This window comes from Allobosea sp. GW821-FHT09G06, from assembly GCF_059416005.1.
Window position 1 is genome coordinate 1,160,122 of record NZ_JBWKOI010000002.1, and the last position, 26,008, is coordinate 1,186,129.

28 protein-coding genes are annotated in these 26,008 nt (G+C 67.0%); 16 read left to right on the plus strand and 12 right to left on the minus strand.

All coding sequences use genetic code 11. From position 1 onward, the window contains the following. Positions 1-13: 13 nt before the first annotated feature. Positions 14-1,051 carry a nicotinate-nucleotide--dimethylbenzimidazole phosphoribosyltransferase gene (cobT, locus tag AC07NY_RS15690; RefSeq protein ID WP_494584594.1) on the plus strand — a complete coding sequence of 346 codons (1,038 nt, stop codon included), beginning with the start codon at positions 14-16 and terminating at the stop codon, positions 1,049-1,051. Between the two features lie 30 nt (positions 1,052-1,081). On the opposite strand, the gene AC07NY_RS15695 is transcribed toward cobT, so the two are convergent. After that, complete coding sequence (locus AC07NY_RS15695; protein WP_494584595.1) at positions 1,082-1,717, minus strand: TetR/AcrR family transcriptional regulator; 636 nt, start codon at positions 1,715-1,717, stop codon at positions 1,082-1,084. A 74-nt stretch (positions 1,718-1,791) separates the two neighbouring features. Here AC07NY_RS15695 and AC07NY_RS15700 point away from each other — a divergent pair, with 74 nt between their 5' ends. Beyond that, the gene (locus AC07NY_RS15700; RefSeq protein ID WP_494584596.1) at positions 1,792-2,397 is read left to right on the plus strand and encodes an NAD(P)H-dependent oxidoreductase; all 606 of its coding nucleotides are present in this window, start codon (positions 1,792-1,794) and stop codon (positions 2,395-2,397) included. Between the two features lie 19 nt (positions 2,398-2,416). On the opposite strand, the gene AC07NY_RS15705 is transcribed toward AC07NY_RS15700, so the two are convergent. After that, positions 2,417-3,535 (minus strand): D-alanine--D-alanine ligase family protein, encoded by a 1,119-nt coding sequence (locus tag AC07NY_RS15705; RefSeq protein WP_494584597.1) that lies wholly within the window; start codon positions 3,533-3,535, stop codon positions 2,417-2,419. Between the two features lie 90 nt (positions 3,536-3,625). After that, on the minus strand, positions 3,626-5,149 hold the full coding sequence (locus tag AC07NY_RS15710) for a sensor histidine kinase (protein WP_494584598.1): 1,524 nt from the start codon (positions 5,147-5,149) through the stop codon (positions 3,626-3,628). An 87-nt stretch (positions 5,150-5,236) separates the two neighbouring features. On the opposite strand from AC07NY_RS15710, the gene AC07NY_RS15715 reads away from it, so the two are divergent. The 5 genes from AC07NY_RS15715 (at position 5,237) to AC07NY_RS15735 (ending at position 8,053) form a co-directional block, all read left to right on the plus strand. Next, positions 5,237-5,788, plus strand: coding sequence for a thermonuclease family protein (locus tag AC07NY_RS15715; RefSeq protein ID WP_494584599.1), 552 nt, complete (start codon positions 5,237-5,239; stop codon positions 5,786-5,788). A gap of 96 nt (positions 5,789-5,884) precedes the next feature. After that, positions 5,885-6,496 (plus strand): glutathione S-transferase family protein, encoded by a 612-nt coding sequence (locus AC07NY_RS15720; protein ID WP_492283962.1) that lies wholly within the window; start codon positions 5,885-5,887, stop codon positions 6,494-6,496. Next, positions 6,496-6,963 (plus strand): hypothetical protein, encoded by a 468-nt coding sequence (locus AC07NY_RS15725; protein ID WP_494584600.1) that lies wholly within the window; start codon positions 6,496-6,498, stop codon positions 6,961-6,963. The genes AC07NY_RS15720 and AC07NY_RS15725 overlap by 1 nt, the downstream gene beginning before the upstream one ends. Next, on the plus strand, positions 6,963-7,430 hold the full coding sequence (locus AC07NY_RS15730; protein ID WP_494584601.1) for a hypothetical protein: 468 nt from the start codon (positions 6,963-6,965) through the stop codon (positions 7,428-7,430). Before AC07NY_RS15725 ends, AC07NY_RS15730 begins: the two co-directional genes overlap by 1 nt. Next, the gene (locus AC07NY_RS15735; RefSeq protein ID WP_494584602.1) at positions 7,427-8,053 is read left to right on the plus strand and encodes a uracil-DNA glycosylase family protein; all 627 of its coding nucleotides are present in this window, start codon (positions 7,427-7,429) and stop codon (positions 8,051-8,053) included. Before AC07NY_RS15730 ends, AC07NY_RS15735 begins: the two co-directional genes overlap by 4 nt. Before the next feature lie 9 nt (positions 8,054-8,062). Here AC07NY_RS15735 and AC07NY_RS15740 read toward each other — a convergent pair whose 3' ends face one another. The 3 genes from AC07NY_RS15740 to AC07NY_RS15750 form a co-directional block, all read right to left on the minus strand. Further along, positions 8,063-8,446 carry a hypothetical protein gene (locus tag AC07NY_RS15740; protein ID WP_494584603.1) on the minus strand — a complete coding sequence of 128 codons (384 nt, stop codon included), beginning with the start codon at positions 8,444-8,446 and terminating at the stop codon, positions 8,063-8,065. Between the two features lie 139 nt (positions 8,447-8,585). Then, positions 8,586-9,680, minus strand: a complete 1,095-nt coding sequence (locus AC07NY_RS15745) for a TRAP transporter substrate-binding protein (protein ID WP_492283957.1) — start codon at positions 9,678-9,680, stop codon at positions 8,586-8,588. Positions 9,681-9,933: 253 nt separating this feature from the next. Further along, positions 9,934-11,019: a TRAP transporter substrate-binding protein gene (locus AC07NY_RS15750; protein ID WP_492283956.1), complete on the minus strand. Its 1,086-nt coding sequence runs from the start codon at positions 11,017-11,019 to the stop codon at positions 9,934-9,936. 188 nt (positions 11,020-11,207) lie between these two features. Here AC07NY_RS15750 and AC07NY_RS15755 point away from each other — a divergent pair, with 188 nt between their 5' ends. The 3 genes from AC07NY_RS15755 to AC07NY_RS15765 are packed head-to-tail and all read left to right on the plus strand — an operon-like array spanning position 11,208 to position 13,571. Beyond that, positions 11,208-11,720: a GNAT family N-acetyltransferase gene (locus AC07NY_RS15755; RefSeq protein ID WP_494584604.1), complete on the plus strand. Its 513-nt coding sequence runs from the start codon at positions 11,208-11,210 to the stop codon at positions 11,718-11,720. Positions 11,721-11,742: 22 nt separating this feature from the next. Further along, positions 11,743-12,795, plus strand: coding sequence for an agmatinase (gene speB / locus AC07NY_RS15760; RefSeq protein ID WP_492283954.1), 1,053 nt, complete (start codon positions 11,743-11,745; stop codon positions 12,793-12,795). Positions 12,796-12,854: 59 nt separating this feature from the next. After that, positions 12,855-13,571 carry a hypothetical protein gene (locus AC07NY_RS15765; RefSeq protein ID WP_494584605.1) on the plus strand — a complete coding sequence of 239 codons (717 nt, stop codon included), beginning with the start codon at positions 12,855-12,857 and terminating at the stop codon, positions 13,569-13,571. Between the two features lie 18 nt (positions 13,572-13,589). Here the strand turns inward: AC07NY_RS15765 and AC07NY_RS15770 are convergent, their stop codons facing one another. After that, positions 13,590-14,264, minus strand: coding sequence for a spermidine synthase (locus AC07NY_RS15770; RefSeq protein WP_494584690.1), 675 nt, complete (start codon positions 14,262-14,264; stop codon positions 13,590-13,592). Between the two features lie 178 nt (positions 14,265-14,442). Here AC07NY_RS15770 and AC07NY_RS15775 point away from each other — a divergent pair, with 178 nt between their 5' ends. The 4 genes from AC07NY_RS15775 (at position 14,443) to AC07NY_RS15790 (ending at position 18,119) form a co-directional block, all read left to right on the plus strand. Further along, entirely contained in the window at positions 14,443-15,645 is a 1,203-nt protein-coding gene (locus tag AC07NY_RS15775) for an MFS transporter (protein WP_494584606.1), read from the plus strand. 205 nt (positions 15,646-15,850) lie between these two features. After that, a complete protein-coding gene (locus tag AC07NY_RS15780) occupies positions 15,851-16,627 on the plus strand; it encodes a transporter substrate-binding domain-containing protein (RefSeq protein ID WP_492283950.1) in 777 nt (258 codons plus the stop codon). A 68-nt stretch (positions 16,628-16,695) separates the two neighbouring features. Continuing rightward, positions 16,696-17,406: an ABC transporter permease gene (locus AC07NY_RS15785; protein WP_492283949.1), complete on the plus strand. Its 711-nt coding sequence runs from the start codon at positions 16,696-16,698 to the stop codon at positions 17,404-17,406. Further along, the gene (locus AC07NY_RS15790) at positions 17,403-18,119 is read left to right on the plus strand and encodes an ABC transporter permease (RefSeq protein WP_492283948.1); all 717 of its coding nucleotides are present in this window, start codon (positions 17,403-17,405) and stop codon (positions 18,117-18,119) included. The genes AC07NY_RS15785 and AC07NY_RS15790 overlap by 4 nt, the downstream gene beginning before the upstream one ends. Positions 18,120-18,126: 7 nt before the next feature. Here the strand turns inward: AC07NY_RS15790 and map are convergent, their stop codons facing one another. Next, complete coding sequence (map, locus tag AC07NY_RS15795; protein WP_494584607.1) at positions 18,127-18,879, minus strand: type I methionyl aminopeptidase; 753 nt, start codon at positions 18,877-18,879, stop codon at positions 18,127-18,129. A gap of 133 nt (positions 18,880-19,012) precedes the next feature. Here map and AC07NY_RS15800 point away from each other — a divergent pair, with 133 nt between their 5' ends. After that, a complete protein-coding gene (locus AC07NY_RS15800; protein ID WP_494584608.1) occupies positions 19,013-19,879 on the plus strand; it encodes an NAD(P)-dependent oxidoreductase in 867 nt (288 codons plus the stop codon). Between the two features lie 21 nt (positions 19,880-19,900). On the opposite strand, the gene AC07NY_RS15805 is transcribed toward AC07NY_RS15800, so the two are convergent. The 3 genes from AC07NY_RS15805 to solA are packed head-to-tail and all read right to left on the minus strand — an operon-like array spanning position 19,901 to position 23,155. Then, positions 19,901-21,091 (minus strand): multidrug effflux MFS transporter, encoded by a 1,191-nt coding sequence (locus AC07NY_RS15805; protein ID WP_494584609.1) that lies wholly within the window; start codon positions 21,089-21,091, stop codon positions 19,901-19,903. Then, positions 21,088-21,990: a DMT family transporter gene (locus tag AC07NY_RS15810; RefSeq protein WP_494584610.1), complete on the minus strand. Its 903-nt coding sequence runs from the start codon at positions 21,988-21,990 to the stop codon at positions 21,088-21,090. The genes AC07NY_RS15805 and AC07NY_RS15810 overlap by 4 nt, the downstream gene beginning before the upstream one ends. 25 nt (positions 21,991-22,015) lie before the next feature. Then, a complete protein-coding gene (gene solA, locus AC07NY_RS15815) occupies positions 22,016-23,155 on the minus strand; it encodes an N-methyl-L-tryptophan oxidase (protein WP_494584611.1) in 1,140 nt (379 codons plus the stop codon). 207 nt (positions 23,156-23,362) lie between these two features. On the opposite strand from solA, the gene AC07NY_RS15820 reads away from it, so the two are divergent. Then, complete coding sequence (locus AC07NY_RS15820) at positions 23,363-25,087, plus strand: methyl-accepting chemotaxis protein (RefSeq protein ID WP_494584612.1); 1,725 nt, start codon at positions 23,363-23,365, stop codon at positions 25,085-25,087. 154 nt (positions 25,088-25,241) lie between these two features. Here the strand turns inward: AC07NY_RS15820 and AC07NY_RS15825 are convergent, their stop codons facing one another. Further along, entirely contained in the window at positions 25,242-26,006 is a 765-nt protein-coding gene (locus AC07NY_RS15825; RefSeq protein WP_494584613.1) for a hypothetical protein, read from the minus strand. Positions 26,007-26,008: the final 2 nt, after the last annotated feature.

Consider the following 26,008-nt stretch of genomic DNA (forward strand, 5'->3'; position numbering starts at 1 on the left):
AGACGGAACAGCCATGGCCGCCTCCGGATTGCCCTTCGACGATATCCGCGACCTCATCGCGCAGATGCCCGGCCCCGACATGGCGGCGGCGAATGTGGTGCGCGCCCGTGACGCCAACCTCACCAAGCCGGCCGGCAGCCTCGGACGCCTGGAGGAAATCGCCGAATGGCTCGCCGCCTGGCAGGGCAAGGCCCCGCCCGAGGTGCGGCGCCCGCTCGTCTGCGTCTTCGCGGGCAATCACGGCGTGGTCGCGCAGGGCGTCTCCGCTTATCCGCAGACGGTGACGCGCCAGATGCTGGAGAACTTCGCCGCCGGTGGCGCGGCGATCAACCAGATCTGCGCGGCCTACGATCTTGGCTTCAAGGTCTTCGACCTCGCGCTCGACCTGCCGACCGGTGATTTCACGCAAACCGATGCGCTCGACGAGCGTGCCTGCGTCGCCACCATGGCTTTCGGCATGGAAGCGCTCGTCGGCGGCACCGATCTGCTCTGCCTCGGCGAGATGGGCATCGGCAACACCACCTCGGCGGCTGCGATCTATGCCGCACTCTATGGCGGCGATGCCGCGCATTGGTGCGGCCGCGGCACCGGCATCGACGATGAGGGCCTGAAGCGCAAGGTCGCAGCGGTGGAAGCGGGGCTCAGCCTGCATCGCGCCCATCTCAAGGACCCGCTCGAAGTGCTGCGCCGCCTCGGCGGACGCGAGGTCGCGGCGATCTGCGGCGCGATCATCGCCGCCCGCTCGCAGCGCATCCCGGTCATCCTCGACGGCTATGTCGTGACGGCCGCCGCTGCGATCCTGCACGCGATCGAGCCTTCGACCATCGACCATTGCATCGCCGGCCATCTCTCGGCCGAAGGCGCCCATGCCGACGTGCTCGCCCGCCTCGGCAAGGTGCCGCTGCTGGCGCTCGACATGCGCCTCGGCGAGGGTTCGGGTGCGGCGCTCGCCGCCGGTCTCGTCAAGGCGGCGGCGTCGGTCCATTCGGGCATGGCGACCTTCGAACAGGCGCAGGTCGCGCGGAAGGATGACGAGACGACGCGGCACTGAGCTGCAGCTTCGGCGCGCCGCCGCGAAGGGCTATTGTCCCGCGGCCGCGTGCCGTTCGACGGCCGCCATGATGATGTCGAGCAGTTCCGTCTGAGCGTCCTCGCGCGTGAGGTCGCCGGCTGCCGCTGCGCCGGACAGAGCTTCTGCCGCGCCCAGCACGCCCCAGAAGGCCGCTGCCGGAACGAGTGTCGCGGCAAAGGGCTGAAAGGTGGCGCGGCATTTCGCGATGAAGGCCGCGTAGTAGCCGCGCTTCAGTTGCTCGAGCTCCGGTGAACCCGCAAGCGCCGCACTGACGCCGGGAATCTCGCGCCCCTGCGTCAGCACGCAGTCGAGATAGCAGGCCGCGATCACGCCAGCCCGTGCCTTAAGCTCCTGCGGAGCCTTCGCAAGCGCTTCATCCATCAAGGCCGTCTGGCGCGCGTCATATTCCCGGTAGAGCGCGGCGAGCAGGCCGGCCCGCGTTCCGAAATGATCGTAGACGACGGGCTTGGTCACGCCGGCTTCCTCGGACAGCCGGCCGAGGCTCAATGAATCCGTCCCCTCGCGGCGCACCAGGCTCCAGGCCGTATCCAGCAATTGGCGGTGGCGATCATCGCGGCTGAGGCGCCGGCGGGTTTGCCGGCCGTCCGCGCTTTCATGCGTCGCAGTGGGAGGTTCGCTTGACATTTAATATACCATTGGTAATTTACTAAAAGTATATAGCGCCGATGGACGGCGTGCAACCGATCAGGACATCAGCCATGCACAGCCTCATCGTAGTTTCCCATCCTCTGCCGGAATCGCTGACGGCCGCGGTTGCGCGGCAGGTCGGCGCCGGGCTCGCGCAGGCCGGCCACAGCTTCGAGATCGCTGATCTGACGGCTGAAGGGTTCGACCCGCGCTTCACCAGCAATGACGTCGCGGTGCATCTGAAACAGGCGCGTGTCGACCCCGCGGTCGCAGCCGAGCAGGCGCGGATCGGGCGGGCCGATGCGCTGGTGCTGGTTTATCCGGTCTATTGGTGGTCCTTCCCGGCCTTGCTCAAGGGCTGGATCGACCGCGTCTTCATCAATGGTTGGGCCTATGAGGAGATGGCGGACGGCCAGATCGTGCGGAAGCTCGGTCACCTGCCGATCCATCTCGTCGCGATCGGCGGTGCCGATCTGCGCACCTATGCGCGCCACGGCTATTTTGGCGCGATGCGGACGCAGATCGAGCATGGCATCTTCGGCTATTGCGGCGCGCCGGTTCGTCGATCCGAATTGCTGGTACCGGGCGAGACCCGGGATGCGGCCGAGATGCTCGAAGCGGGGGAGCGCATCGGCCGCACGATCTTCCCGCAGCTGCCTTCCGCACAGGCTGCGTGAGATCGTCGGCCGCGACGGGTCAGGAGGCGTAATCCGTCTTCAAGCCGGCCCGCTCGGCATGGCGCTCCTGCGCCAGCTCGATCAGGCGGGTGATGAGGGCGGGGTAGGGCAGGCCGGAGGCCTCCATCATCTTCGGATACATGCTGATCGCGGTGAAGCCCGGCAGCGTGTTGATCTCGTTGAAGTAAAAGGCGCCGCTCTGGCGATCGAGGAAAAAGTCGACGCGCGCGAGACCGCTGCATTCCAGCGCGACGAAGGCGTCGATCGCGAGCTGCCGCACACGCGCCATCTGCTCGGCATCGAGCTTGGCCGGCAGATCGACGCTGGCGCCGTCCTGGTCGATATATTTGGCCTCGTAGGAGTAGAACTCGTGCTGCGGGCCGGCATTGAGCTCGCTGGCGACGCTCGCCACCGGCGGATCGCCATCGAGCACCGCGACCTCGATCTCGCGGGCGTCGATGCCCTGCTCGATCAGAACCTTGGTGTCGTACTGGAAGGCGTCGTCGAGCGCGGCACTAAGCGCCTCCCAGCTCTTCACCTTATGCACGCCGACGCTGGAGCCCATGTTGCAGGGCTTCACGAAGACGGGGAGGGTGAGCGCTGCCTGAGCAGCCTTCGCTGACCCTTCCGGATCGCGCCGCCAGTCGCGCCGCGACAGGGCGAGATAGGGCGCGACCGGCAGGCCGGCGAGCGCCGCCAGCCGCTTGGCGATGTCCTTGTGCATGCCGACCGCCGAGGCGAGCACGCCCGAGCCGACATAGGCCGCCCCGGCCAGCTCCAGCAGGCCCTGCACCGCCCCGTCCTCGCAGAGCGGGCCGTGGATCACCGGGAACACGACATCGACCGGCGCAATGGCCGGTGTCGCGTTGTCGGCCGGCAGGATGGCGGTGTGCTCGCCCTGCGGCTCCAGTCGGATCATGGGTGAATCGACCGGAATCGGCAGGCTCTCGGTGTTGGCCCCTTCGATCCGGCGCAGGTCATGGCATTGCCAGCGGCCCTGCTTGTCGATGCTGATCGGCACGGGCTCGAAGCGCTCGCGGTCGATATAGCGCAGGACGGAGGCCGCTGATTTCAACGACACCTCATGCTCGCCCGACTTTCCGCCATAGAGCACGGCGACGCGCGTTTTCCGGTTCATGGTCCGATGGTCCGAGAGGCTGGAGGAAATGCCTGAGCGAGGCTGGGAAAGGATGTCGCCGAGCGATGAGGCGAGATTCGGGCGGCTGGATCAGGCGGCGCGCGGCTTCGCCTTCGGTTCGGGCAAGGCTGCGAGCGTGTCCATCACGCGCTCGGCTGGCAGCGTGATCGTGACCTCAGTGCCCGCGCGCGGCTTGGATTTCAGGTGGAAGCCGCCGCCATGCAGGTCGATCAGCCCCTTGACGATCGGCAGGCCCAGCCCCGAGCCCTGCTCGGCCGTCTTGATCGCCAGGGAGCCGCGCCCGAAGCTCTGCATCACGATCGGAATCTCGTTCTCGGGGATGCCCGGGCCGGTATCGGTGACGGAGACATACTGTCCGCCGGTCGCGGTCCAGCCGACCTTGATCGTGATCTCACCGCCCTGGGGCGTGAACTTGATCGCGTTCGAGAGCACGTTGAGCACGGCTTGCCGGATGGCGCGCTCGTCTGCCCAGACGCGCGGCAGGCTGGGCTCCGCCAGCGCGCGGATGCTCTGGCCCTTCGCCTTGGCGCGCAGCGCCAGCATGTGCTGGCATTCGTCGACGATGCTGGGGAGGGAGAGCGCTTCCTCGTTCAGCTCGTACTTGCCGGCCTCGATGCGCGAGAGGTCGAGGATCTCGTTGATCAGGTTGAGCAGATGCTGGCCCGAGCCGTGGATATCGGCCGAGTATTCCTTGTAGGCGGCATTGGCATGCCCGCCGAAGATCTCGTTCTTCATCACCTCGGAGAAGCCGAGGATGGCGTTGAGCGGAGTGCGCAATTCATGGCTCATCGTTGCCAGGAAGCGCGACTTGGCGAGATTGGCTTCTTCCGCCTTGCGCCGGGCTTCGTCCGAATTGGCGTTGGCGGTCTCCAGCTCGGCGATCAGCGCGTCCTTCTCGGCCCTGAACACGATCGAGGCGACCGAACTCGCATAAAGCCGGTTGGCGAGGAAGATGAAGAAGAGCTGGGCCGAGGCCGCCATCAGCGCCATGGTGACGCTGTCCATGTCGCGCCGGTCCCAGAAGAACACCATGATCCCGAGGATGATCGGGGTCAGCCCGGTATAGACCGCGAGCGGGATGGTGGCCGAGAGCATGACGGTGAGCGCGCTGACGACCAGTAGGGCGGTGGTGACGAAGACCTTGGCGCCGGGCGCATCGACCTGGACGAAAAGGAGCAGCAGCAGCGACCAGGCGAGGCCGTGCATGCCCTCCGCGAAGGCGAAGAGCCGGCGCCAGAGCTTCAGCCGGATCTCATCGGGAGCCTTGGCGAGGAAGCGCCGTGCCATCAGGACGATGATCATCGTCGTCAGCAGCACGATGCCGCTCCAGACCGCCACCAGCGGCGTGGGCAGCCAGAGGCAGGCGGCAGCGGCGATGCCGAGCGCCAGGACCAGCGTGCCGGCTGAGCCGGAGATCCGGTATTGCGCGAAGACGCGCAGCAATTCGTTGTCGAAGGCGCGCTCCAGCCCGGTGGAGGAGGTCAGCCGTTCGCGCGCCGACCTGACCTCGCGCGTGACCAGCTTCCGGCGCGCCACGGCCGAGGGGTCGGGCCCGCGCCCGCGCTGCACCTGTTCGGCCGTCACTTCCGCCATGATCGGGAGCGTGTATCCTCGTTCGGCCGCTGCGACATGCAGGGGCCGGCTCGCCATCATGGACACCAAATCGTTAAGCTCTTCCTGATGGCACCCTTCGGATTCGGTCGCTCCCGCTATGGACCCTTCGGCTGGCGCCGCGTCGGCCGGCCGGTCGACTTCGTCGTGGCGCTCGGCCTGCTCGGCTTTCTCGGGTTGGCTGGTGCGATCCTGCAATACCGGCTCGGTCCGGCGCGAGAGCTCGTGGGCGCGGCCCAGGCGATCGATGGCGATTCAGTCCGGCTGCTCGGCGAGGAGTTGCGGCTGGAGGGCATCGACGCGCCCGAATACCGCCAGAGCTGCACCGCGCGCGACGGACGCCAGATCGCCTGCGGGCGCGACGCGCGCCGCGCCTTGCAGACGATGCTGGCGCGCGGCGTGACGCAGTGCGAGATCGGCAAGGCTGATCGCTATGGTCGCGGCCTCGCGCGCTGCCGGCAGGGCGAGACCGACATCAACGCCGCGCTGGTGCGCGAGGGCCATGCGGTCTCCTACGGTGCCTATCGTGCCGAGGAGGACGAGGCGCGGGCGGCCGGCCGTGGCATCTGGGCGACGCAGTTCGAGCGTCCCGAAGCCTGGCGCCGCAGCCACGCCCGCTGAGGCTCTCCGCCATGATCGCGTCATGAAGCGCCGGCAATCCGGTTGACCTTCCGGCGTGGGCCGTGATCGGGTACGGCGGAAGACGGAGATGATCTGATGAAGCTCTATGACGGCGGGCGGGCGCCGAATCCACGGCGGGTCCGCATCTTCTTCGCGGAGAAGGGCGTAGCCCTGCCGGAACTCGTGCCGGTCGACATCGCCAAGAAGGAGCACAAGAGCGAGGCCTTCACCCGGATCAATCCGGCGCAGCGCCTGCCGGTCCTCGAACTCGACGATGGCACGGCGCTGGCCGAGACGATCGCGATCTGCCGCTATGTCGAGGCGCTTCATCCGCAGCCCCCGCTCTTCGGCCGCGACGCGAAGGAGCAGGCGACCATCGAGATGTGGAACCGCCGCGTCGAGCTCGGTCTCTTCGCCAGCGTCGCCGCCGTCTTCCGCCACAGCCATCCCTCGATGGCCGAGCTGGAAGAGCAGGTGCCGGAATGGGCAGAGGCCAATCGCGACCAGATGGACGACCATCTCTGGCTGCTCGAACTGCAGCTCGCGGCCAATCCCTTCATCTGCGGCGAGGTCATGACGGTGGCCGACATCACTGCCGGCATCGCCATCGACTTCATGAAGCCGTCGCGCATCCCGCTGCCCGAGGATTTCGTCCATATCCGCCGTTGGCATGGCGAATTGTCCGGCCGTCCAAGCTGGAAGGTCTGATGCGCCGGTCGATTCTTGCCCTGCTCGCCGTTCTCGCCCTTCCAACGCTCGCACCGGCGGCTGAGCGGCTGAGCGGCGAGGCGATCGAGCGTGCCTTCCGGGGCAATACGGTCTCGGGCCGCTATACCAATGGCGGCTTCTTCACCGAGTATCACGACCCCAACGGCCAGGCGCTTGGCCATAACGGTTGGCAGGCCAATACCGATGCCTGCTGGATCACCAAGCCGGACCGCATCTGCTACTATTACGGCCCGCAGACCGACCGGACGGTGCATTGCTTCTCGGTCGAGATGAGCGGCGATCTCTACGTCCTGCGCAACAGCGGCAACGGCATGGTCAACGCGCTGGCCAAGGTCGAGCTCGCCAACCCGCGCAACCATACCGATAACGGCACGCCCTGGTATTGCGACGGGCTGATTTCGCGGGCGCCGGAGGCCCCGATGAGCCGGAAGCTGGCGCGGCGTTGATGTCCCGGCTCGCAGGCATCGTGATGCTCATGCTGGGCTTGCTAGCGACGGCGCAGGCGGCAGCCGTGGAGCGGTTGACCGGCGATCAGATCAAGCAGCTTTTCGAGGGCAACACCGTCTCGGGCCGCTATTCCGGCAGCAACCTGCCGTTCAGCGAGTACCATCACCCCGACGGCCGGGCGAGCGGGCACAATCGCCATCTGACGAATACCGATGCCTGCTGGACGACGACACAGGATTCCGTCTGCTACTATTACGGGCCGCAGGAGAAGCGCCGCACCTATTGCTTCGCGATCGAGACCAGCGGCGACCTCATCGTCATCCGCAATCGCCCGAGCGGCCGCATCAACGGTCTCGCTCGCGTCGAGAAGGGCGACCCGCATCATTATACCGCGAAGCAGTCCGACTGGGTCTGCGATGGGCTGATCTCGCAGGCTCCGGGACGGTCGAAGCTGGCGCGCCGATGAGCGCCGCCGAGACGCTCGACGAGGTTGTGACGGAGCTGCGCGCTTGCCGCATCTGCCGCGACGCGCCGCTCTACCTGCCGCCCTTGCCGCACCAGCCCCGGCCGGTCATCCAGGCGGCGGCCACTGCCCGGCTCTGCATCGCCGGCCAGGCGCCGGGAACGCGGGTCCATGCCAGCGGCCGGCCCTTCACCGACCCCTCGGGCGTGCGCCTGCGCAACTGGCTCGGGATTGACGAGGCGGCCTTCTATGACGCGGCGCAGGTCGCGATCGTGCCGATGGGCCATTGCTTTCCCGGCCTCGATGCGAAGGGCGGCGACAAGCCGCCGCGGCGTGAATGCGCGCCGGTCTGGCGAGCCCGCGTCTTCGCGGCGCTGCCACGCATCGAGCTTGTGCTGGCGATCGGGCGTTATGCCCAGAGCTGGCATCTCGGCCCGAAGGAAGCCGCCAATCTCTCGGCGACGGTCGCCAACTGGCGCGAAATCCTTGCCCGACCGGTCTTCCCGCGCGTCCTGCCGCTGCCGCACCCATCCTGGCGCAACAATGCCTGGCTCAAGCGCAATCCATGGTTCGAGGCCGAACTGCTGCCGGTGCTGCGCGACGAGGTGGAGCGGCTGCTGCGGTAACGGGGAAGCTCAGTAGCGGAACGGGCCGGAATCGAGTCCGCGATTCATCTGCCCGCGCACGCTGACCACAGAACGGACCGGGCCGAGCGCGGTTTGGCCGCGGCTTTCCAAATAGACCATCCCGTCGGCCCGGCTGCCATAGCCGTTGCGGGAACTCTTGCCGAACTCGGCGCGGACGCCGCCGCCGAGCCGCACGCAGAATGCCGAGCCCTCCATCCGGACGAAGCCCGCGCCATATTCCGGGCAGGGGCGGGCCGCGCCGCCCGGCTTGGGAGCGGGCTTGGCGGAGGATTCATAGGGTGCGGATTTCCGCGGCAACGGCTCGCCGATCGACTGCGCTGTCGCTGCCGTCGCAAGGCCGGTCAGAAGCAGGGCAAGGGCGATGCGGAGCATGATTGGGTTCCGTGGCGGCGATCCTTGCTACTGAGCCAGCAAGGCGCAGTTGTGGCAAGTCCGGCGTCGTGTCCGCTGCAATAGAAAAACCCCGGCTTGCGCCGGGGTGAGTATCGCTCGCGCGACGGGCTCCGTTGGATCAGAGCTGATTCGAAATGCGCGAGCGGATCATGAAATTGTCGAAGGTGTATTCGGCGATCTGGAACCAGAGATAGGCATCGCCGCGGAAGGCCGACATCGAATCGTAGATCTTCTTGAAATCCGGATTCTTGGCGGAGGTTTCGGCATAGACCTCCTTCGAGGCCTTCAGGCAGGCTTCGAGGATTTCCGGCGAGAACGGGCGCAATTGCGCGCCGCCGGCAACGAGGCGCTTCAGCGCGGCGGGATTGCGCGCATCGTACTTCGCCTGCATGTCGATATTGGCCTGGGCCGCCGCCGTTGTGAGCAGCGACTTGTAGCTCTTCGGCAGCTCGTCCCATTTCTTCGTGTTGATGAAGAAATGCAGCGAGGCGCCGCCTTCCCACCAACCGGGATAATAGTAATAGGGCGCGACCTTGTTGAAGCCGAGCTTCTCGTCATCGGCCGGGCCGACCCATTCCGCGGCGTCGATCGTGCCCTTTTCCAGCGCCGGATAGATGTCGCCGCCGCCGATCTGCTGCGGCACGACGCCGAGCTTGCTCATCACCTGCCCGGCGAAGCCGCCGATGCGCATCTTGACGCCCTGCAGGTCGGCGACCGTCTTGAGTTCCTTCCGGAACCAACCGCCCATCTGGCAACCGGTATTGCCGCCCGGAAGCGCATAGATATTGGCCTTCTTGTAGAACTCGTTCAGCAGCTCGTTGCCGCCGCCATGGTAGAACCAGGCGTTCTGCTGGCGGGCGTTGAGCCCGAAGGGCACGGCGGTGCCGAAGGCGAAGGTCGGGTCCTTGCCGACATAATAATAGGAGGCGGTATGGCACATCTCGACGGTGCCGTTGGTGACCGCGTCGGCCGCCTGCAGCGCCGGGACGATTTCGCCGGCCGCGAAGACCTGAATCTGGAACTTGCCGTCCGTCGCCTCGGAGACGGCCTTCGCCAGCACTTCGGACGCGCCGTAGATCGTGTCGAGCGATTTCGGGAAGGACGATGTGACGCGCCACTTCACTTCGGGCATTGATTGCGCGATTGCCGGGCTTGCTATTGTCCCCGCTGCGGCCCCGGCCCCGGCAACCTTCAAAAAGTGACGACGCTTCATCAAATCTGCCCTCCCTCAAAGGCAATGCGCGCCGGTTCTCCGGTCGTCGCGAACGTCTGAGAGGAAAGCAGTCCGTTCGCGGACGCAAGAGCCATTTGCATGGCAATCATGCAATTTCGTCATGAGTCCGCGCCGAAGCTCGTTTTTCACAGATCGATCCTGTGAGAGCAGGGGCGTGGCCAAGCCCTGAAATGCAACAAGGCCCGGCGAAAGCCGGGCCTTGTATCGATCAGCGGTCGTGATGCTCTCGCGATCAGCGGGCGCGGGTGCGGACCTGGAAGACGTCGAAGCTGAGCTCGGCGACCTGCCACCAGAGATACTGGTCGGAGCGGAAGGCGGCCATGGTCTCGATCGCCTTCTTGAAGTCCGGGTTCTTGGCCGAGATTTCGGCATAGAGTTCGTTGGAGGCCTTGAGGCTCGCCTCCATCACGTCCTGCGGGAACGGGCGCAGCTGCGTGCCGGCCGCGACCAGGCGCTTCAGCGCCGGCGGGTTCACCACGTCGTAGCGGGCTCCCATCTGGGTGTTGGCATAGGTGCAGGCTGCGGTCAGCGCGGCCTGGTACGTCTTCGGCAGCGAGTTCCATTTCTCCAGGTTGACGAAGGCATGGACGGTCGGCCCGCCCTCCCAGAAGCCCGGATAGTAGTAGTACGGCGCGACCTTGGCGAAGCCGAGCTTCTCGTCGTCATAGGGGCCGACCCATTCGGCGCCGTCGATCGTGCCCTTCTCGAGCGCCGGATAGATGTCGCCGCCGCCGAGCTGCTGCGGCACGAGGCCGAGCTTCTGCAGGACCGAACCGGCGATGCCGCCGATGCGCATCTTCAAGCCCTGGATGTCGGCGACCGACTTGATCTCCTTGCGGAACCAGCCGCCCATCTGCGCGCCGGTATTGCCGCAGGGCAGGCCGTAGATGTTGAACTTCTTGTAGAACTCGTTGAACAGCTCGTTGCCGCCGTTCTGGAACAGCCAGGCGTTCTGCTGGCGGGCATTGAGGCCGAACGGCACCGAGGCGGCGACCGCGAAGGTCGGGTCCTTGCCGACATAGTAGTAGGAGACGGTGTGAGCCATCTCGACGGTGTTGTTGGTGACCGCGTCGGCCGCCTGCAGCGCCGGGACGATTTCGCCGGCCGCGAAGACCTGGATCTGGAACTTGCCGTCGGTCAGCTCGGAGACCATCTTGGCCATGATCTCGGCGCCGGCATAGATCGTGTCGAGGGACTTCGGGAAGCTCGACGCGAGACGCCACTTGATCTCCGGGTTCGACTGGGCGACGGCCGGCATGGCGACGGCGGTCGCGGCGGCACCGGCCGCAGCGGTCTGGATAAACTGACGGCGCTTCATCTAGGCACTCTCCTCGGATGTCTGGGGGATGCGGGCGTTTCGAAACAGGTTCTGCCGCCCGGCGTTCGGATTCGGGTTGTAGCGAATGGATTTTCGAAGCGCGAGGGATTTCATCGTCGATTCTTGCGACTTTCGGCTAGTTTTCGCTCCCGGCTTGGCGCGCTTCTGCTCGGGTGGTTAAAGCGGCCATGATCGAGACTGAAAACCTGCTGCTGCGCCGCCCGGAGATCGACGATCTCGACGCGATCCACGCGATGCGCAGCGAGCCCGAGGTCGTCCGTTTCCTCGGTGGCCGTCCGCTCAATCGCGAGGAGGCCTGGCACCGGCTGACCCGCATCGTCGGCCACTGGACCTTGCGCGGCTACGGCATGTTCGCGGTGGTCGAGAAAAGCAGCGGGGGCCTGGTCGGCGAAGTCGGGTTGTTCGACGGCCTCCGGGGCCTGTCTCCTGAGTTCGACAACGCCCCGGAAGCCGGCTGGATTCTGGCGGGCGCGGCGCATGGCAAGGGTTATGCGGGGGAGGCGGCGGCCGCCGCCCATCGCTGGTTCGCCACAACCCATGGCGAGCGCCGCAGCGTCTGCATCATCGCGCCCGAAAATCTTGCCTCCTTCCGCGTGGCGCACAAGCTCGGCTACAAGAGCTTCGGACAGGTCGAGTATCAGAACGGGCCGGTGGTGATGCTCGAACGCATCCCCGGCTGAATGGCGTGAAGCGGAGGCCGGCATGGATCAGGACAAGCTCGCGAAGCTGCGGCAACGTTATGCCGGGGCCGGAGGCGGCGATATTCACGATCCGCATTTCGCCAAGGTGGCTGCGGCCCAGTTCACCGGTGACAAGCGCAAATGGCCGTTCGCGGATGTCGCGACCTTCGTCGGCGCTCCCTATCGTCCGGATGCCCTGACCACGCCCGGTCTTGGCGGCCTCGATGTCGCGATCATCGGCGTGCCGATGGACCTTGGCGTCACCAACCGTGCCGGCGCCCGCCTCGGCCCGCGTGCCGTCCGCGCGATCGAGCGCATGGGGCCGATGGACCATGCGCTGGGAACCGCGCCCTTCACCATGCTCAAGGCCGCCGATATCGGCGATGTCCCGTTCCGCTCGCGTTATTCGCTGGAGAGCTGCCACGAGGATATCGAGGAGACCTTCAGGACGATCGTCGAGGCCGGCGTCTCGCCGCTGGCCGTCGGCGGCGACCACTCGATCACCTATTCGATCCTGAAAGCAGTCGGTGCGAAGCGGCCGGTCGGCATGGTCCATATCGACGCCCATTGCGACACCTCCGGCCCCTATGAGGGCTCGAAGTTCCATCATGGCGGCCCGTTCCGACAGGCGGTGCTGGACGGCGTTCTCGACCCCGAGCGCGTGATCCAGATTGGCATCCGCGGTGGCGCCGAATATCTCTGGGAGTTCTCCTACGAATCCGGAATGACCGTGATCCACGCCAATGAGGTCGACGATCTCGGCCTCGACGCCGTGATCGCCAAGGCGTTGGCCGTGATCGGCGACGGGCCGACCTATGTTTCCTTCGACGTCGATTCGCTCGATCCGGGCTTCGCGCCGGGCACGGGGACGCCGGAAGTCGGCGGCTTGAGCCCGCGCGAGGCGCTCGCGATCCTGCGGGCGCTCAAGGGACGCGACATCGTCGCTGCGGATGTCGTAGAAGTCGCGCCGCAATATGACGCGACCAGCAATACGGCGCAGTGCGCGGCGCAGGTGCTCTTCACCGAGCTCTGCCTGCTGGCTGAGGCGCGCGCTTCGGGAAAAGGAAGACCATGATTCGGATTCGATCGATCGCACGCGTTGCCGCGATAAGCGGGCTCTGCCTGCTGGGGTCCGTGGCTCGCGCCGAGGTGCCGGCGAACGGCAAGGCCTATCTGGACGCAGCCTTCGCCTCCGTCGAATCGCTGTTCAAGCTCTACGAGGGCAAGCCGACCCTGCCGCGTCTGTCGGACCCGGTCGACGGCAAGGTGCTGGCCGATGCCTGGAACGCGCCGGCCATCCTCGGCAAGGCGCCCTATGGCGCCAACGATCTCCCGACGCTGCTCGATATCGTCCAGAAACAGGCCGGGATCCTGCAGGTCTATGCGCTGTTCTCGCCGCAGCCGGGCCGCAAGGAGGCTGACCAGGCGGCGAATGCGGTCGAGTTCCAGGACGAACTGACCCGCGCGCGCGTCTTCCTGCTCCAGGCGGCGGGCGGCGCCCTGTCCGCGATCAACGACTTCTCGTCCAGGCTGAAGGACGACGACAAGACCGAGACGCGGGCGCAGGGTTTGCGGCAGATGCGGCTCGGCCTGCAGGAGATCGTCGTCGGCTCGGCGCTGGCGCTGCGCGGCCCCGGTTTGCGTGACGCGAATCGTCAATTGATCGCGCAGGCTTTCGCCGACAACGCTGCCGGCATCGCTTCCGCGCTTGCCCCGCCGGACCGCAACGCGCTCGTCTCGGCGCTCCAGGCGGTTCGCCCGTCCCTGAAGCCCGAGGCGCAGAAGGCGATCTCGGATTTCGCCACCGCCGTGGCGGCCGCGCCGTGCGAGGGCTTCTGCCTGGTCAACTGAGCGGCATTTACGCCGCGCTCAGGGCCGCGTCGCCAGCCAGATCACATGCCGAGCCCCGCCGCCTGTGCGGCGGGCGCGCGCCGTCACTTCCTCCGTGGCAAAGCCGGCCTGGCGCAGCCGCCGCGTGAAACCGTGGTCCGGTCCCGAGGACCAGACCGCCAGAATGCCGCCCGGCCGCAGCGCAGCCTTGGCGGCCTGCAACCCTACAGCCCCGTAAAGTTGGTCATTGCCGGCGACGGTCAGCCCTTCCGGGCCGTTGTCGACATCGAGCAGGATGGCGTCGTAACGCCCCTTGCCGGCCGCGATCGCCGCGGCGACGTCGGTTACGGTGACGTGCGCGCGCGGATCATCGAGGCAACCGGCGAAAACCGCCGCCATCGGCCCTCGCGCCCAGGCGACGACGGCGGGGATCAGCTCGGCCACCTCCACCTGTGCATCGTCAGGCAGATGGGCAAGCGCCGCCCGCAGCGTGAATCCCATTCCCAGGCCGCCGATCAGGATGCTCGGCTGCCGGCGCTGCCCCAGGCGCTCGCAGACCAGGGTCGCCAGCGCCTCTTCCGATCCGCTGAGGCGGCTGTTCATCAGCTCGTTGCTGCCGAGCATGATCGAGAATTCGCTGCCGCGCTGCTTCAGCCGGAGGTCGCCGCTGCCATCCGGCAAGGCTGCGGTGTCGAGGGTCGTCCAGGGTATCACGTCGCTCTCGCCTGTCTGGGAAGCTGCCTTATAGCGCATTCGGCGCAAACGCTTTGAAGCCAAAACGATATGCGCTGATTGCATGAAATATCGCCACGAGCATCGTTGATCGTTCGGTGGCGCATGGCTATTTCATGTTGCGACGCAGCAATCCGCTGCCTTTCCGCGAAAGCCTGTTATGACGCTCGCCGCGAATGATCGCAGCCTGGACGCATCGGCGTCTGCCCATGCGCCTGTCTCGGCAGGACTCGTGCTGTTTGCGCTCGCCATGGGCGGTTTCGCCATCGGCACCACCGAATTCGCGGCGATGAGCCTGCTGCCCTATTTCTCGGCGGGCCTCGGCATCGACGAGCCGACCGCGGGCCATGTCATCAGCATCTATGCGCTCGGCGTCGTCGTCGGCGCGCCCTTGATCGCCGTGCTGGCAGCGCGCATTCCACGGCGCACGCTGCTGATCGGGCTGATGGGCCTCTTCGCGCTCGGCAACGGCTTAAGCGCGCTCGCGCCGACCTATCACTGGATGCTGGTCTTCCGCTTCCTGAGCGGCTTGCCGCATGGCGCCTATTTCGGCGTCGCGGCGCTGGTCGCGGCCTCGCTCTCGGCGCCGAATCGTCGGGCGCAATCGGTGGCGCGCGTCATGCTCGGCCTGACGGTCGCGACGATCCTTGGTGTGCCTGTCGCGAGCTGGATGGGGCAGGTGCTGGGCTGGCGCTCGGGCTTCGCCATCGTCGCCGGTCTCGCCCTGCTGACCGTTGTCCTGATCGCCTTGTTCGCGCCGCGCGACACCGTCCAGCCCGGCGCAAGCCCATTGCGGGAACTCGGCGCGCTGAAGCGCCGGCAGGTCTGGCTGACGCTGGCGACGGGCGCGATCGGCTTCGGCGGCCTCTTCGCGGTCTATACCTATGTCGCCTCGACGCTGATGGCGGTGACGCAGGTGTCGCCCGCCTTCGTCCCGGTCGTGCTCGCGATCTTCGGCCTGGGCCTGACCGCGGGCACCCTCGTCGCCGGCTGGGCCGCCGATCGCGCGCTCGTTCCGGCCACGGCGGCGATGCTGCTCTGGAGCGCTTTCTGGCTGGCGGCCTTTCCCTTCGCGGCCGGGAATATCTGGGCGGTCTCGCTGGTCATCTTCATGATCGGCAGCGGCGGCGGGCTCGGTGCCATGCTCCAGACCCGTCTGATGGACGTCGCCGACGACGCGCAGACGCTGGCTGCCGCGCTGAACCACAGTGCCTTCAACACCGCCAATGCGCTCGGCCCCTGGCTCGGCGGCATGGCGATCGCCGCCGGCTACGGCTGGACCTCGACCGGCTGGGTCGGCGCTGCGCTGGCGCTCGGCGGCCTCGCGATCTGGATCGTCGCGGTACTCGACGCCCGCCGCTGAGCCGGCCGCCGATCCTCCACCTCGGATAGAACCTCTAAGCCTTTGGTCTTGGCCGCATTGGGGCGCCCGCCATCGGTTTGGGCGTGCAAGCTGCGAAAAGCTGCATCGCTCCCTCTTGCGAGCGAAGCGAAACTGCGCCCAATCTGTCGCCACAGAACCGGACCGGGATAACAGCAAGACCGGCCGGCTGAACTGCGGAGGTCCCATGAAGAGTTTCGTTCGTTTCATCGCGGCGGCGGCGTTGACGGTCGTCGGCGCGACAGGGGCGCTCGCCCAGGCCAAGGAGTGGAAGGAGATCCGGATCGGCACGGAAGGCGCCTATCCGCCCTTCAACAACCTGAATGCCAAGAAGGAGCTCGAGGGCTTCGAGATCGACTACGGCAACCTGCTCTGCGAGCGGATGAAGGTGAAATGCACCTGGGTCGTGCAGGACTGGGACGGCATCATCCCGGCGCTGCTGGCCAACAAATACGACGTCATCATCGCCGGTATGAACGCGACCGATGAACGCAAGAAGCAGGTCGATTTCACCACGCCCTACAACAAGACCCCGATCTGGATGATCGGTCCGAAGAGCACCAAGTCGGACGACATCTCGCCGGCTGCGCTGAAGGGCAAGTCGATCGGCGCCCAGGGTTCGACCATCCACGCCAACTATCTCGAGAAGTACTACAAGGACTCGACGCCCCGGCTCTACCCGACCCAGGAAGAGGCCAATCTCGACCTGATCAACGGCCGGCTCGACTATATCGTCGCCGATGGGCTCGCCCTTTCGGACTTCCTGACCGGCAAGGGCAAGGATTGCTGCAAGTTCGTCGCCGAGGTGAAGCGCGACGACGCCATCCACGGCCCCGGCGTCGGCGCTGCCCTGCGCAAGTCCGACACGGCGCTCAAGGCGATGTTCGACAAGGCGATCGCCGAGACGATCGCCGACGGCTCGAACCAGAAGATCCAGGACAAGTGGCTGAAATTCGCCAAGTGACGCCTGCAAACGCCTGACTCTCGCCGGCGCCTTCGCGCCGGCGAGCATCCTCTCCTGCACGGCACCCCATGCTCGAAAAATTCGCATTGCTCGGCTTCGGCCCTTCCGGCTGGGGGCCGGCGCTGCTTCAGGGCGCAGCCACGACGCTCTCGGTGGCGCTTGCAACCCTGCCATTCGGCCTGGGGCTCGGCCTCGTCATCGCGCTCTTGAAGCGCTCCGACAACGTCCTGCTGCGCGCGCTGGCGACGATCTACACCACCGTGTTCCGCGGCGTGCCGGAGCTTCTGACGCTCTACATCATCTATTTCGGCATCCAGATTCTGGTGCAGCAGGTCTGGTCGGGCTTCTCGATCCCGCCCTTCGGCGCCGGCATGGTCGCGCTCGGCATGGTGCTTGCGGCCTTCTCCAGCGAGGTCTGGGTCGGCGCGCTGAACTCGATCCAGAAGGGCCAGCGCGAGGCCGCTGCCGCGCTTGGCCTGTCGAAAGCGCAGGCCTTCCGCCTCGTCGTCTTCCCGCAGCTGATCCGCGTGGCGCTGCCCGGCCTCGGCAATAACTGGATGGTGCTGCTGAAGGAGACCTCGCTGATCTCCGTGATCACGCTGCAGGACATCATGTTCATCGCGACGCGGGCCAATGTCGTGACCAAGGAGCCGTTCCTGTTCTTCGGTACGGCGATGCTGCTCTATTTCTTCTTTTCGCTGGTCTCCGCCTGGGGCATCGACAAGCTCGAACAGCGCACCAATCGCGGCCAGGCCGCCTTCGGCGGAGCGACGCGATGAACTGGTGCGAGTATCCCGGCTACGCGGTCGGCAGCGAGGTCCTGCAGAACTACGGCTGCCGCATGGCAAGCGGCCTCTGGGTCACCTTCGAGCTCGTGGCGATCTCGGTCGCCATCGGCTTCTTTCTGGCGCTGGGCCTTGCCGTCGCCCGGCTCTACGGCCCGCGCTGGGCGCGGATGGCGGTCAGCGGCTACACCACCTTCCTGCGCGGCACGCCGCTGCTCTGCCAGCTCTTCCTCGTCTATTACGGGCTCGGCCAGTTCCGCGAGTTCTGGCAGGGCATCGGCCTGTGGTGGTTCTTCCGCGAGCCGTTCTTCTGCGCGCTCTTCACCTTCACCATCAACACCGCCGCCTATCAGGCCGAGATTCTGCGCGGCGCCATCCAGGCGATTCCGCGCGGGCAGTTCGAGGGCGCGCTCTCGCTCGGCCTGCATCGCTGGGCGACCTTGCGCCTCGTCGTATTGCCGCAGGCGATGATCCTGGCGCTGCGCCCGCTCGGCAACGAGTTGATCGTGATGATCAAGTCGAGCGCGATCGTCTCGCTGGTGACGCTGTTCGACCTGATGGGCGCGACGCGGCTCGCCTTCGCCCGCTCCTTCGACCTCACGATCTATCTCTATGCGGCGCTGATCTATCTGGTGCTGGTCGAGATCATCCGCCGCATCTGGGACAGGCTCGAAATCAGGCTCAGCCGGCACATGGCGTTGCGTTGACCCGGTCTCAGCCGGGCAGGGTCAGCACGACCGCGCCACGCGGCGTCGCCACGACAGTATGCTCGTACTGAACGGTCGGCGCGCAAGGGTCGCTGTAGAGCGTCCAGCGATCGCCATCGGCATTCTCGGCCCAGTCGGCACCCAGCGACAGGAAGGGCTCGACAGTGAAGACGAGCCCGTTCGTCATGGTCCGGCGCTCGCTGCGGTCCGGCCATGTCGCGATCTCCGTCGGCTCCTCATGGAGCGAGCGGCCGACCCCGTGGCTCGCGAGGTTGCGCACCAGCGTATAGCCGTTCTTGTCGGCGAAGCGCCCGACTGCCTTGCCGATCCCGGCCAGCGGCTTGCCGGCACCGACCTGTCCGATGCCCGCCCAGAGCGCGCGCCGGCCGTCACGGCAGAGCCGGTCCAGCTTCGGCCTGACCGGCGGCACGGCGAAGGACGCGCCGGTGTCGCCGAAGAAGCCGTTCTTCTCGGCGGAGACGTCGATATTGACGAGATCGCCCGCGAGGATGTGCCGCTCGCCGGGAATGCCGTGGGCAATCTCCTCGTTGACGCTGATGCAGGTCGCGCCGGGAAAGTCGTAGGCGAGCTCCGGGGCAGGGCGCGCGCCATGGCGTTCAAGATAGTCGCGGCCGATCGCGTCGAGTTCTGCCGTGGTCATGCCGGGCTCGATCGCCTTGCCCATGGCCGCGAGCGCGCGGGCCACGATGCCGCCGATCTCCTTCAGCGCCTGCAATTCGTCGTCGTTGGATATGGTCATAGGGCGGAGCTAAGCCGAGGCCCTGCAAGCCGCAAGGGAAAAGCCGCATGGGCGAATGGCGCGCAATCGCCTTCCCCGCCCGGCGCGTGCACGCTAAAGCGGGTCTATCTTCGGAGAAAAGCGGGAGTTCGGCATGGCCAAAGTCGCATTTATCGGTCTCGGCGTGATGGGGTTTCCCATGGCCGGCCATCTCAAGGCCAAGGGTCATGAGGTCACCGTCTATAACCGCAACCCGACGAAGGCGCAGGAATGGATCTCCCGTCATGGCGGGCTCTCGGCCCCGACCCCGGCCGATGCCGCGAAGGGCCAGGAGATCGTCTTCTGCTGCGTCGGCAATGACGATGACCTGCGCTCGGTGACGATCGGAGAGAACGGCGCCTTCGCGGGCATGGAGAAGGGCGCGGTCTTCGTCGACCACACCACGGCCTCCGCCAATGTCGCGCGCGAGCTCTATGAGGCTGCCAAGCAGGGCGGCTTCGGCTTCGTCGATGCGCCCGTCTCGGGCGGGCAGGCCGGCGCCGAGAATGGCGTGCTGACGGTGATGTGCGGCGGCGAGCCCGAGACCTATGCCCGCGTCGAGCCGGTGATCGCGAGCTTCGCGCGGATGTGCAAGCTGATGGGCCCGGCCGGCTCCGGCCAGCTCACCAAGATGGTCAACCAGATCTGCATCGCCGGCCTCGTCCAGGGCCTGTCGGAGGGCGTCCATTTCGCCAAGCGCGCCGGGCTCGATGTCGAGACCATGCTGGAGGTCATTTCCAAGGGGGCCGCCGGCTCCTGGCAGATGGAGAACCGCGGCAAGACGATGAACCAGAACAAGTTCGATTTCGGCTTCGCCGTCGACTGGATGCGCAAGGATCTGGGCATCGTGCTCGACGAGGCCCGCCGCAACGGCGCGCAGCTCCCGGTGACCGCGCTGGTCGATCAGTTCTATGCCGAGGTCCAGAAGATGGGCGGCAATCGCTGGGATACGTCGAGCCTGATCGCCCGGCTCGAAGGCTGAGGTCGTGCCGGCCCGGTGCGCTCAGGCTGCCGGGCCAGGACGCGCCCGCACGAAATAGACGGCGGCGAGGCCCGCCGTCGTCAGAATCCAGACGAACAGATTCATCGATTGCGGCCAGAGTGTCACCAGCCAGCTGATCAGCACGGTGAGAGCCGCGCTGAAGCCGAGCTGGACCGCACCTAACAGGCCGGCGGCCGAGCCTGCCAGCTCGGGCCGGGCCGAGAGCGCCTCTGCCGTCGCACCGGGGATCGTCATGCCGTTGCCGACTGCGTTCAGGGCCAGCGGCAGGAACAGGGTCAGCGGCGACCACCAGGGCGAGAACGACAGGGCAAGCGCCACGGCGGTCCCCACGAAGGAGATCACCAGCCCGCGCCGCACCATCGTCTGCGTCCCGACGCGCACGGCCAATCGCGACATCGCGAAATTGCCGACCATGTAGCCGAGCGCGTTCAGGATGAAATAGGTGCCGTAGACGTCCGAGCCGCGCCCCATCGTCTCGACGACGATATAGGGCGTCGCCGCGATGAAGACGAAGAAGGCCGATGAGGCCGATGAGCCCGCCGCGACGTTCAGCATGAAGTCGCGATTGCGCACCAGTTCCGGAAAGACGCGGAAGATGCCGAGCAGCGAGCTCTGCTGGCCGAGATTTGGCGCCGTCTCCGGCAGGCGTGCGAGCGTGAAGACGAGTACGGCCGCGCCGAACAGGGTCATGAACCAGAAGATCGCGCGCCAGCCGAAGACGGTTTCGATCTGGCCGCCGAGCCAGGGCGCGATCATCGGCGCCACCACCATCACCATGGTGACGGTGGCGATCTGGCTCGCGGCATGGTCGCGGTCGGCGGTGTCGCGGATGATGGCGCGCGACAGCGCGAAGACGGCGCCGCCGCCCGCACCCTCCAGCACCCGCGCAAGCAGCAGGACATGCGTGGTGGGCGCCATGGCTCCGAGCACCGAGCCCAGCGCGAACAGGGCGATGCCGGCATTGACGCAGGGGCGCCGCCCGAAGCGATCGGAGAGCGGCCCGATCACCAGCTGCGTCAGGGCGACCGCGACGAGGAACAGCGTCAGCGTGAGCTGGATCGTGGCGTAGTTCGAGGAAAAATGCCGGGCCAGTGCCGGCGTTGCCGGCGCGAGCAGGTTGAGCGCGATCGGCTGCAGCGCCGAGATCGCGACGAGGATCGCGAGCGTGGGCTTGACCGCAGCCCCGGTCACGCCGCGGGCTTTCGGGTAAGCTTCAGGTTGGAATCGGGCCGCACGCGCTGCCGGTGCATGGTGTAGAGCCCGCTGCCGACGATCAGCGCGACGCCGATGAAGGCGAAGAGGTCCGGCACGTCGCCCCAGACTGCATAGCCGAGCACGGTGGCGAAGACGATGATCGCGTAGCGGTACTGCGAGATCACGCCGACATCGGTGCGCCGGAAGGCGCTGATGATGAAGAAGGTGCCGACCGTGACCAGAATGGCGGCGAGCGCGACATAGGCGGTCTGGATGCGCCAGACCGGCACCCACTCCTCGGTGAGGCCATAGGCGACGGCGACGATGCCGACGAGGATCGTCGTGGTCAGCGACACCACAGTCGAGGGCACGTCGTCGCCGATGGTGCGGGTCGTCAGGTCGCGGGCGGCGACGAGGAAGGTGCTGATCACGGCGACGATGGCGGCGGCGTTGAAGGATTCGGCACCCGGCCGCACGACGAAGAGCACGCCGATGAAGCCGACGGTCAGCGCGACCGCCCGCCGCCAGCCGACGGTCTCGATGCGCAGGAGCACTGCCAGCGCCACGATGAGCAGCGGCGAGGCCATGTTGATCGCCGTCAGGTTGGCGAGAGGCAGCAGTCCGAGCGACCAGCCGAAGGTCAGCGCGCCGAAGGCCTCGAGAATGCCACGCTGCAGCACGCGCGGGCGGAACGCCAGGCGCAGTCGGTCACCCTCACGCGCGGCCAGCACAAGCCCGAAGCCGACCACGACGGCGAAACAGGTCCTGAGCGCGATCGCCTGTCCGGCTGGATAGGTTTCGCGGGCGAGCTTCATGAAGACGTCGTTGACGACGAAAAGCGACATCGCCACGAGCATGAAGATGATGCCGCGGCGGTTTTCGGCTGCACTGGCCAAGAGATCAAATCCAGTTCGGAAGGCTTCAGGCCGGCAGGCGCGACAGCGAGAACGGTTTCAGGTCGAACGGGGACTGCCCGACGGTCGACAGATCGGCGAGAATCTCGCCGATCGCGCTCGCGAACTTGAAGCCGTGGCCCGAGCAGGCCGAGGCGAAGACGGCCTGTGGCACGCCCGGAACCGTGTCGATGATGAAGCCCTCGTCCGGCGAGACCGTGTAGATGCAGCCCTTCACCGTCAGCGGCTCGCCGGCGGCGTCGGGGATATAGCGTGACAGGCATTCGCGGATGCGCGCGACCTGGGCAGCGCTCGGCGTGCGGTCGGGGTCGCGCGGGTCCATCGGCTCGCGCCCGAAATGCGGGCCGCCGAGCTTGAAGCCGGGGTGCTCGTAGAGCGGGAAGCCGTAGAAATTGCCTTCCTCGACGCTGAGGATGAAGACCGGAAAGGCGCCTTCGCGGAACAGCTCCGGCCGACGCGTCGTGAACCAGCCGATCGTCTGTTTCACCGTGCTGACCTGCTTGGCCAGAGCCGGTACGGCATCGGCGATCCAGCCGCCCGAGGTGATGACGAGGCGCCCGGCCGAATAGGTTCCGCGCTCGGTGCGCACGATCACGCCGCCCTGCGCCGTCGGCGTCCAGTCGAGCAGCGGCTCGTTGATGCGGATCTCGGCGCCGCGCGATTGCGCCAGCCCGACATGGGCATAGATCGCCTTCTCCGAGGCGACGAAGCCGCCGTCAGGCTGCCACAGGCCGATATGCCCTTCCGGGAGCTGGAAGGCGGGAAAGCGGCGCGTCACCTCCGCGCCTTCCAGGACTTCGTGCGTCAGCCCATGGTCGAGGCAGGATTGCAACGAGGATTCGACCGGCCCGCCGCCCTTGGGCGCGAGATCGAGCGAGCCTGTGACATGGAGCAGCTTCATGCCGGCCTGCTCGCCGGTCTGCGCCCACAATTCATGCGCCCGCTTCACGATCGGCACGTAATGCGAGCCTTCGAAATAGGCGAGGCGGATGATGCGGGTCAGGCCGTGGGACGAGCCCATCGTATGGCCGAGATCGAAGCGCTCCAGCCCGAGCACCTTGAGCCCGCGCTGGGCCAGATGCCAGCATGCTGCGGACCCCATGGCACCGACGCCCGCGACGATGACGTCATAGCTGTGCTGGCTCATGGCTGCCTGTCCCGGTGGCGCGTGAGACCCAGCCATACAGGGGCTGGCGGCGGGGGTCCAATGCGTCTCCGGCAAGGGCGACGTGCGGCGGCGTGGAAGCCTTTGTTAACGGGCCGGGACCATAACCGGACGCAAGGCTTGACCTATGGTGAGACTGGGCTGGGGATGCGAGGCAGGATACGACGCTGGCTGGGCGCCGGACATGCGGTGGAGGACATCCCCGCGGCGGCGCTGCCGGCGGAGGAGGCCACGCCCCATCCGGCTGCGATCCAGCCCTATGATCCCTCCGCCCATGATGCCGTCGACGATATCGAGCGCGACATCCTGCTCGCGATGCAGCGGCTGACGAAGGAGCTGGGCGAAGTCGAGGAGCGCTCGGCCGAATCCGAGAGCGGCTCGCGCACGATCCTGGAGAATGCCGGCAGCATGCGCATGGCCGTCGGCGCTGCCAGCGAGAACGCCTCCGCGCTTGCCGCCGCGACCCATCAGGTCTCGCAGGCGGCCGAGCAGGTCGATGGCGCAATGGTCGATGTCCGCGACAAGCTCGATGCTGCCGTGTCGCGTGCCGGCGAGGCGGCGCTGATGCTGGATGGCCTTGCCGTCGCGACCGGCGAGATCAGGGGGATCGTCGATTCGATCGCCGAGATCGCCCGCCAGACCAATCTTCTCGCGCTCAACGCGGCGATCGAGGCCGCCCGCGCCGGTGAAGCGGGGCGCGGCTTCGGCGTCGTCGCTCATGAGGTGAAGTCCCTTTCGGTCGAGGTCAGCGAGGCTGTCGGCCATATCCGCGAACGCGTTGACCGGCTGACCCGCGCCGCCCAGGGCTCGACTGGCATCGTCAACGACACCTTGCAGATCGTGCGCGACGTCAACCCGATCATGGTGACGATCGGGCGGGCCTCGCAGGAGCAGGCGAGTTCGACCGCCGAACTCTCGCGTAATGCGCGGGAGGCGGCTCTCTTCGTCGAGGGCGTCGCACGACGCGCCGACGAGATCGACCGCATCGCCCATGAGACGGTCGCCGAAAGCGAGCGCGCCCGGCGGGCGACGCAGAAGGGCAGCCGGCTCGTGGGCAACATGCTCAGGCGCTTCAAGCCCGTGCTGCGCCATTCGGCCTTCGCCGACCGGCGCCGCTTCGACCGCTTTCCGACGGCGCGCAAGGCGCATCTCGTCATCGGCAGCCTCGATGTTCCCGGCCGGCTCGTCGATCTCGGCCGGGGCGGCGCCTTGCTGGCCGGCTCGTCCCAGGCGCGATTGCCGACCGGCGGTGCGGGCGTGGTCACGATCGAGGGCCTGCCGCCGCTGCCTTGCCGCATGACGGGCACCAGCGAACTCGGCATGCATCTCGCCTTCGCGGGCGATGCCGCCGCCGGCTGCGGCGCGCTGGCGGGCATGATCGAGGAGATCGAACGCTCCTATCGCCCGCTGATCGAGCGCGCCCAGGATTTCGCCCGCGCGGTTTCGGGCGCGATGGAGCAGGCGATCGCGCGTGGCCTGCTCTCGGAGAACGACCTGTTCGATCTTCGTTACGTCCCGGTGCTCGACAGCGAGCCGAGGCAATATCTGAGTCCCAGCCTGCCGGCGCTGGAAACCGTGCTGCCGCCACTGCTGGCCGGCACGCTCGCTTCCGATCCGCGCCTGGTCTTCGCCTTGCCGAGCGACCGCAACGGATACGTGCCGGTCCATCACCCGGCCTGGTCCCAGCCGCAGCGCGCCGGTGATCCCGCCTGGAATGGGGCTTATGCCCGCAACCGGCGCATCATCGACAGCCGTGCCGGCCTGAGTGCCGGGCGTTCGATCCGGCCTTTCCTCGTCCAGCTCAGCCGGCATGAGACCGAGGACGGCCGCAGCGAATTGCTGAGCGAGGTCAACGCGCCGCTGCGCGTCCGCGGCCGCCACTGGGGTGGCGTGCGGATGGCGTATCGGCTCTGATGCGTGTCATCCCGTGCGCGCTGCGGCATGCAATGCCGCTGCGCAGACACGGGACCGCGTGACGAGAAGGCGCTCTTTCCGGAAGACGGTCCCGTGTCTGCGGCGCACCGCTTCGCGCTGCACCGCGCACGGGATGACCGCGCGTTGCGCTACCTTACAACCGGTCCCAATTCACGCTGATGGCGAGCTTCTGAAAGGCCTGCTTCCACAGCGTGGCCGCCTGTTCGAGCCGCGCCGCATCATACACGCCCTGGACCTGATGCACGCTCAGCTCCCAACTGGACGCACCTGAATCCTGCCAGACCTTGCCGAGCAGGCGTCGCAGGCGCTCCGGATCGCGCGCGCCGGCCGCATTGCCGAACATCGTGAACTGGTTCGAGTTCTGCAGCATGTCGGAGACGAGCAGGATCTTGCGGTCCCCGATCGGGACGCGGTTCTCGCGGCGCGACGCGACATCGCCGATCGCCTCGACGATCGGGGACTGGTTGCCCTTGCCGGGCTGTGTCAGCACGGTCAGCGCCTCGTCGAGCGGCCGGCCGAACTTGTCGACCCATTTGACGTACTCGCGTCGGGGATTGCCGATCAACTCGCTCGCGGTCTTGCCGGGGTTGCAGAGCGAGACCAGCGACGGGAAGCCGGGCTCGAACACGTCATTGAAGACATAGATCGACAGCATCCGGTCGGTCGGCAATTCATCGCCGACCTGCTTGACGAGCGCCTTCAGCCGCTTCGCCTGCACCTCGCTCCACGGATCGCTCTTGTCGACGAGGATCAGCGTATGCCCGACAGGCCCGGTCTTCGGGCACAAGGTCTCCTGGTCGCGCGGCGGGCCGCGCAGCAGGGAAGGCGCCGCGAAGAAGCCGACAAGGCCAAGCCCGGCGAGCACGGAGGCGACGATCGCCCAGTTCTCGGTCTTCATGC

What these genes read in the sequence shown, in the direction of transcription:
- AC07NY_RS15785 (WP_492283949.1), top strand. Translation starts at nt 16,696, where the DNA reads ATGCTCGAAAAATTCGCATTGCTCGGCTTCGGCCCTTCCGGCTGGGGG.
- AC07NY_RS15780 (WP_492283950.1), top strand. Translation starts at nt 15,851, where the DNA reads ATGAAGAGTTTCGTTCGTTTCATCGCGGCGGCGGCGTTGACGGTCGTC.
- AC07NY_RS15705 (WP_494584597.1), bottom strand. Translation starts at nt 3,535, where the DNA reads ATGAACCGGAAAACGCGCGTCGCCGTGCTCTATGGCGGAAAGTCGGGC.
- AC07NY_RS15720 (WP_492283962.1), top strand. Translation starts at nt 5,885, where the DNA reads ATGAAGCTCTATGACGGCGGGCGGGCGCCGAATCCACGGCGGGTCCGC.
- AC07NY_RS15735 (WP_494584602.1), top strand. Translation starts at nt 7,427, where the DNA reads ATGAGCGCCGCCGAGACGCTCGACGAGGTTGTGACGGAGCTGCGCGCT.
- AC07NY_RS15750 (WP_492283956.1), bottom strand. Translation starts at nt 11,019, where the DNA reads ATGAAGCGCCGTCAGTTTATCCAGACCGCTGCGGCCGGTGCCGCCGCG.
- AC07NY_RS15740 (WP_494584603.1), bottom strand. Translation starts at nt 8,446, where the DNA reads ATGCTCCGCATCGCCCTTGCCCTGCTTCTGACCGGCCTTGCGACGGCA.
- AC07NY_RS15710 (WP_494584598.1), bottom strand. Translation starts at nt 5,149, where the DNA reads ATGGCGGAAGTGACGGCCGAACAGGTGCAGCGCGGGCGCGGGCCCGAC.
- AC07NY_RS15825 (WP_494584613.1), bottom strand. Translation starts at nt 26,006, where the DNA reads ATGAAGACCGAGAACTGGGCGATCGTCGCCTCCGTGCTCGCCGGGCTT.
- solA (WP_494584611.1), bottom strand. Translation starts at nt 23,155, where the DNA reads ATGAGCCAGCACAGCTATGACGTCATCGTCGCGGGCGTCGGTGCCATG.
- speB (WP_492283954.1), top strand. Translation starts at nt 11,743, where the DNA reads ATGGATCAGGACAAGCTCGCGAAGCTGCGGCAACGTTATGCCGGGGCC.
- AC07NY_RS15725 (WP_494584600.1), top strand. Translation starts at nt 6,496, where the DNA reads ATGCGCCGGTCGATTCTTGCCCTGCTCGCCGTTCTCGCCCTTCCAACG.
- AC07NY_RS15715 (WP_494584599.1), top strand. Translation starts at nt 5,237, where the DNA reads ATGGCACCCTTCGGATTCGGTCGCTCCCGCTATGGACCCTTCGGCTGG.
- AC07NY_RS15730 (WP_494584601.1), top strand. Translation starts at nt 6,963, where the DNA reads ATGTCCCGGCTCGCAGGCATCGTGATGCTCATGCTGGGCTTGCTAGCG.
- AC07NY_RS15775 (WP_494584606.1), top strand. Translation starts at nt 14,443, where the DNA reads ATGACGCTCGCCGCGAATGATCGCAGCCTGGACGCATCGGCGTCTGCC.
- AC07NY_RS15745 (WP_492283957.1), bottom strand. Translation starts at nt 9,680, where the DNA reads ATGAAGCGTCGTCACTTTTTGAAGGTTGCCGGGGCCGGGGCCGCAGCG.
- AC07NY_RS15695 (WP_494584595.1), bottom strand. Translation starts at nt 1,717, where the DNA reads ATGTCAAGCGAACCTCCCACTGCGACGCATGAAAGCGCGGACGGCCGG.
- AC07NY_RS15790 (WP_492283948.1), top strand. Translation starts at nt 17,403, where the DNA reads ATGAACTGGTGCGAGTATCCCGGCTACGCGGTCGGCAGCGAGGTCCTG.
- map (WP_494584607.1), bottom strand. Translation starts at nt 18,879, where the DNA reads ATGACCATATCCAACGACGACGAATTGCAGGCGCTGAAGGAGATCGGC.
- cobT (WP_494584594.1), top strand. Translation starts at nt 14, where the DNA reads ATGGCCGCCTCCGGATTGCCCTTCGACGATATCCGCGACCTCATCGCG.
- AC07NY_RS15800 (WP_494584608.1), top strand. Translation starts at nt 19,013, where the DNA reads ATGGCCAAAGTCGCATTTATCGGTCTCGGCGTGATGGGGTTTCCCATG.
- AC07NY_RS15755 (WP_494584604.1), top strand. Translation starts at nt 11,208, where the DNA reads ATGATCGAGACTGAAAACCTGCTGCTGCGCCGCCCGGAGATCGACGAT.
- AC07NY_RS15700 (WP_494584596.1), top strand. Translation starts at nt 1,792, where the DNA reads ATGCACAGCCTCATCGTAGTTTCCCATCCTCTGCCGGAATCGCTGACG.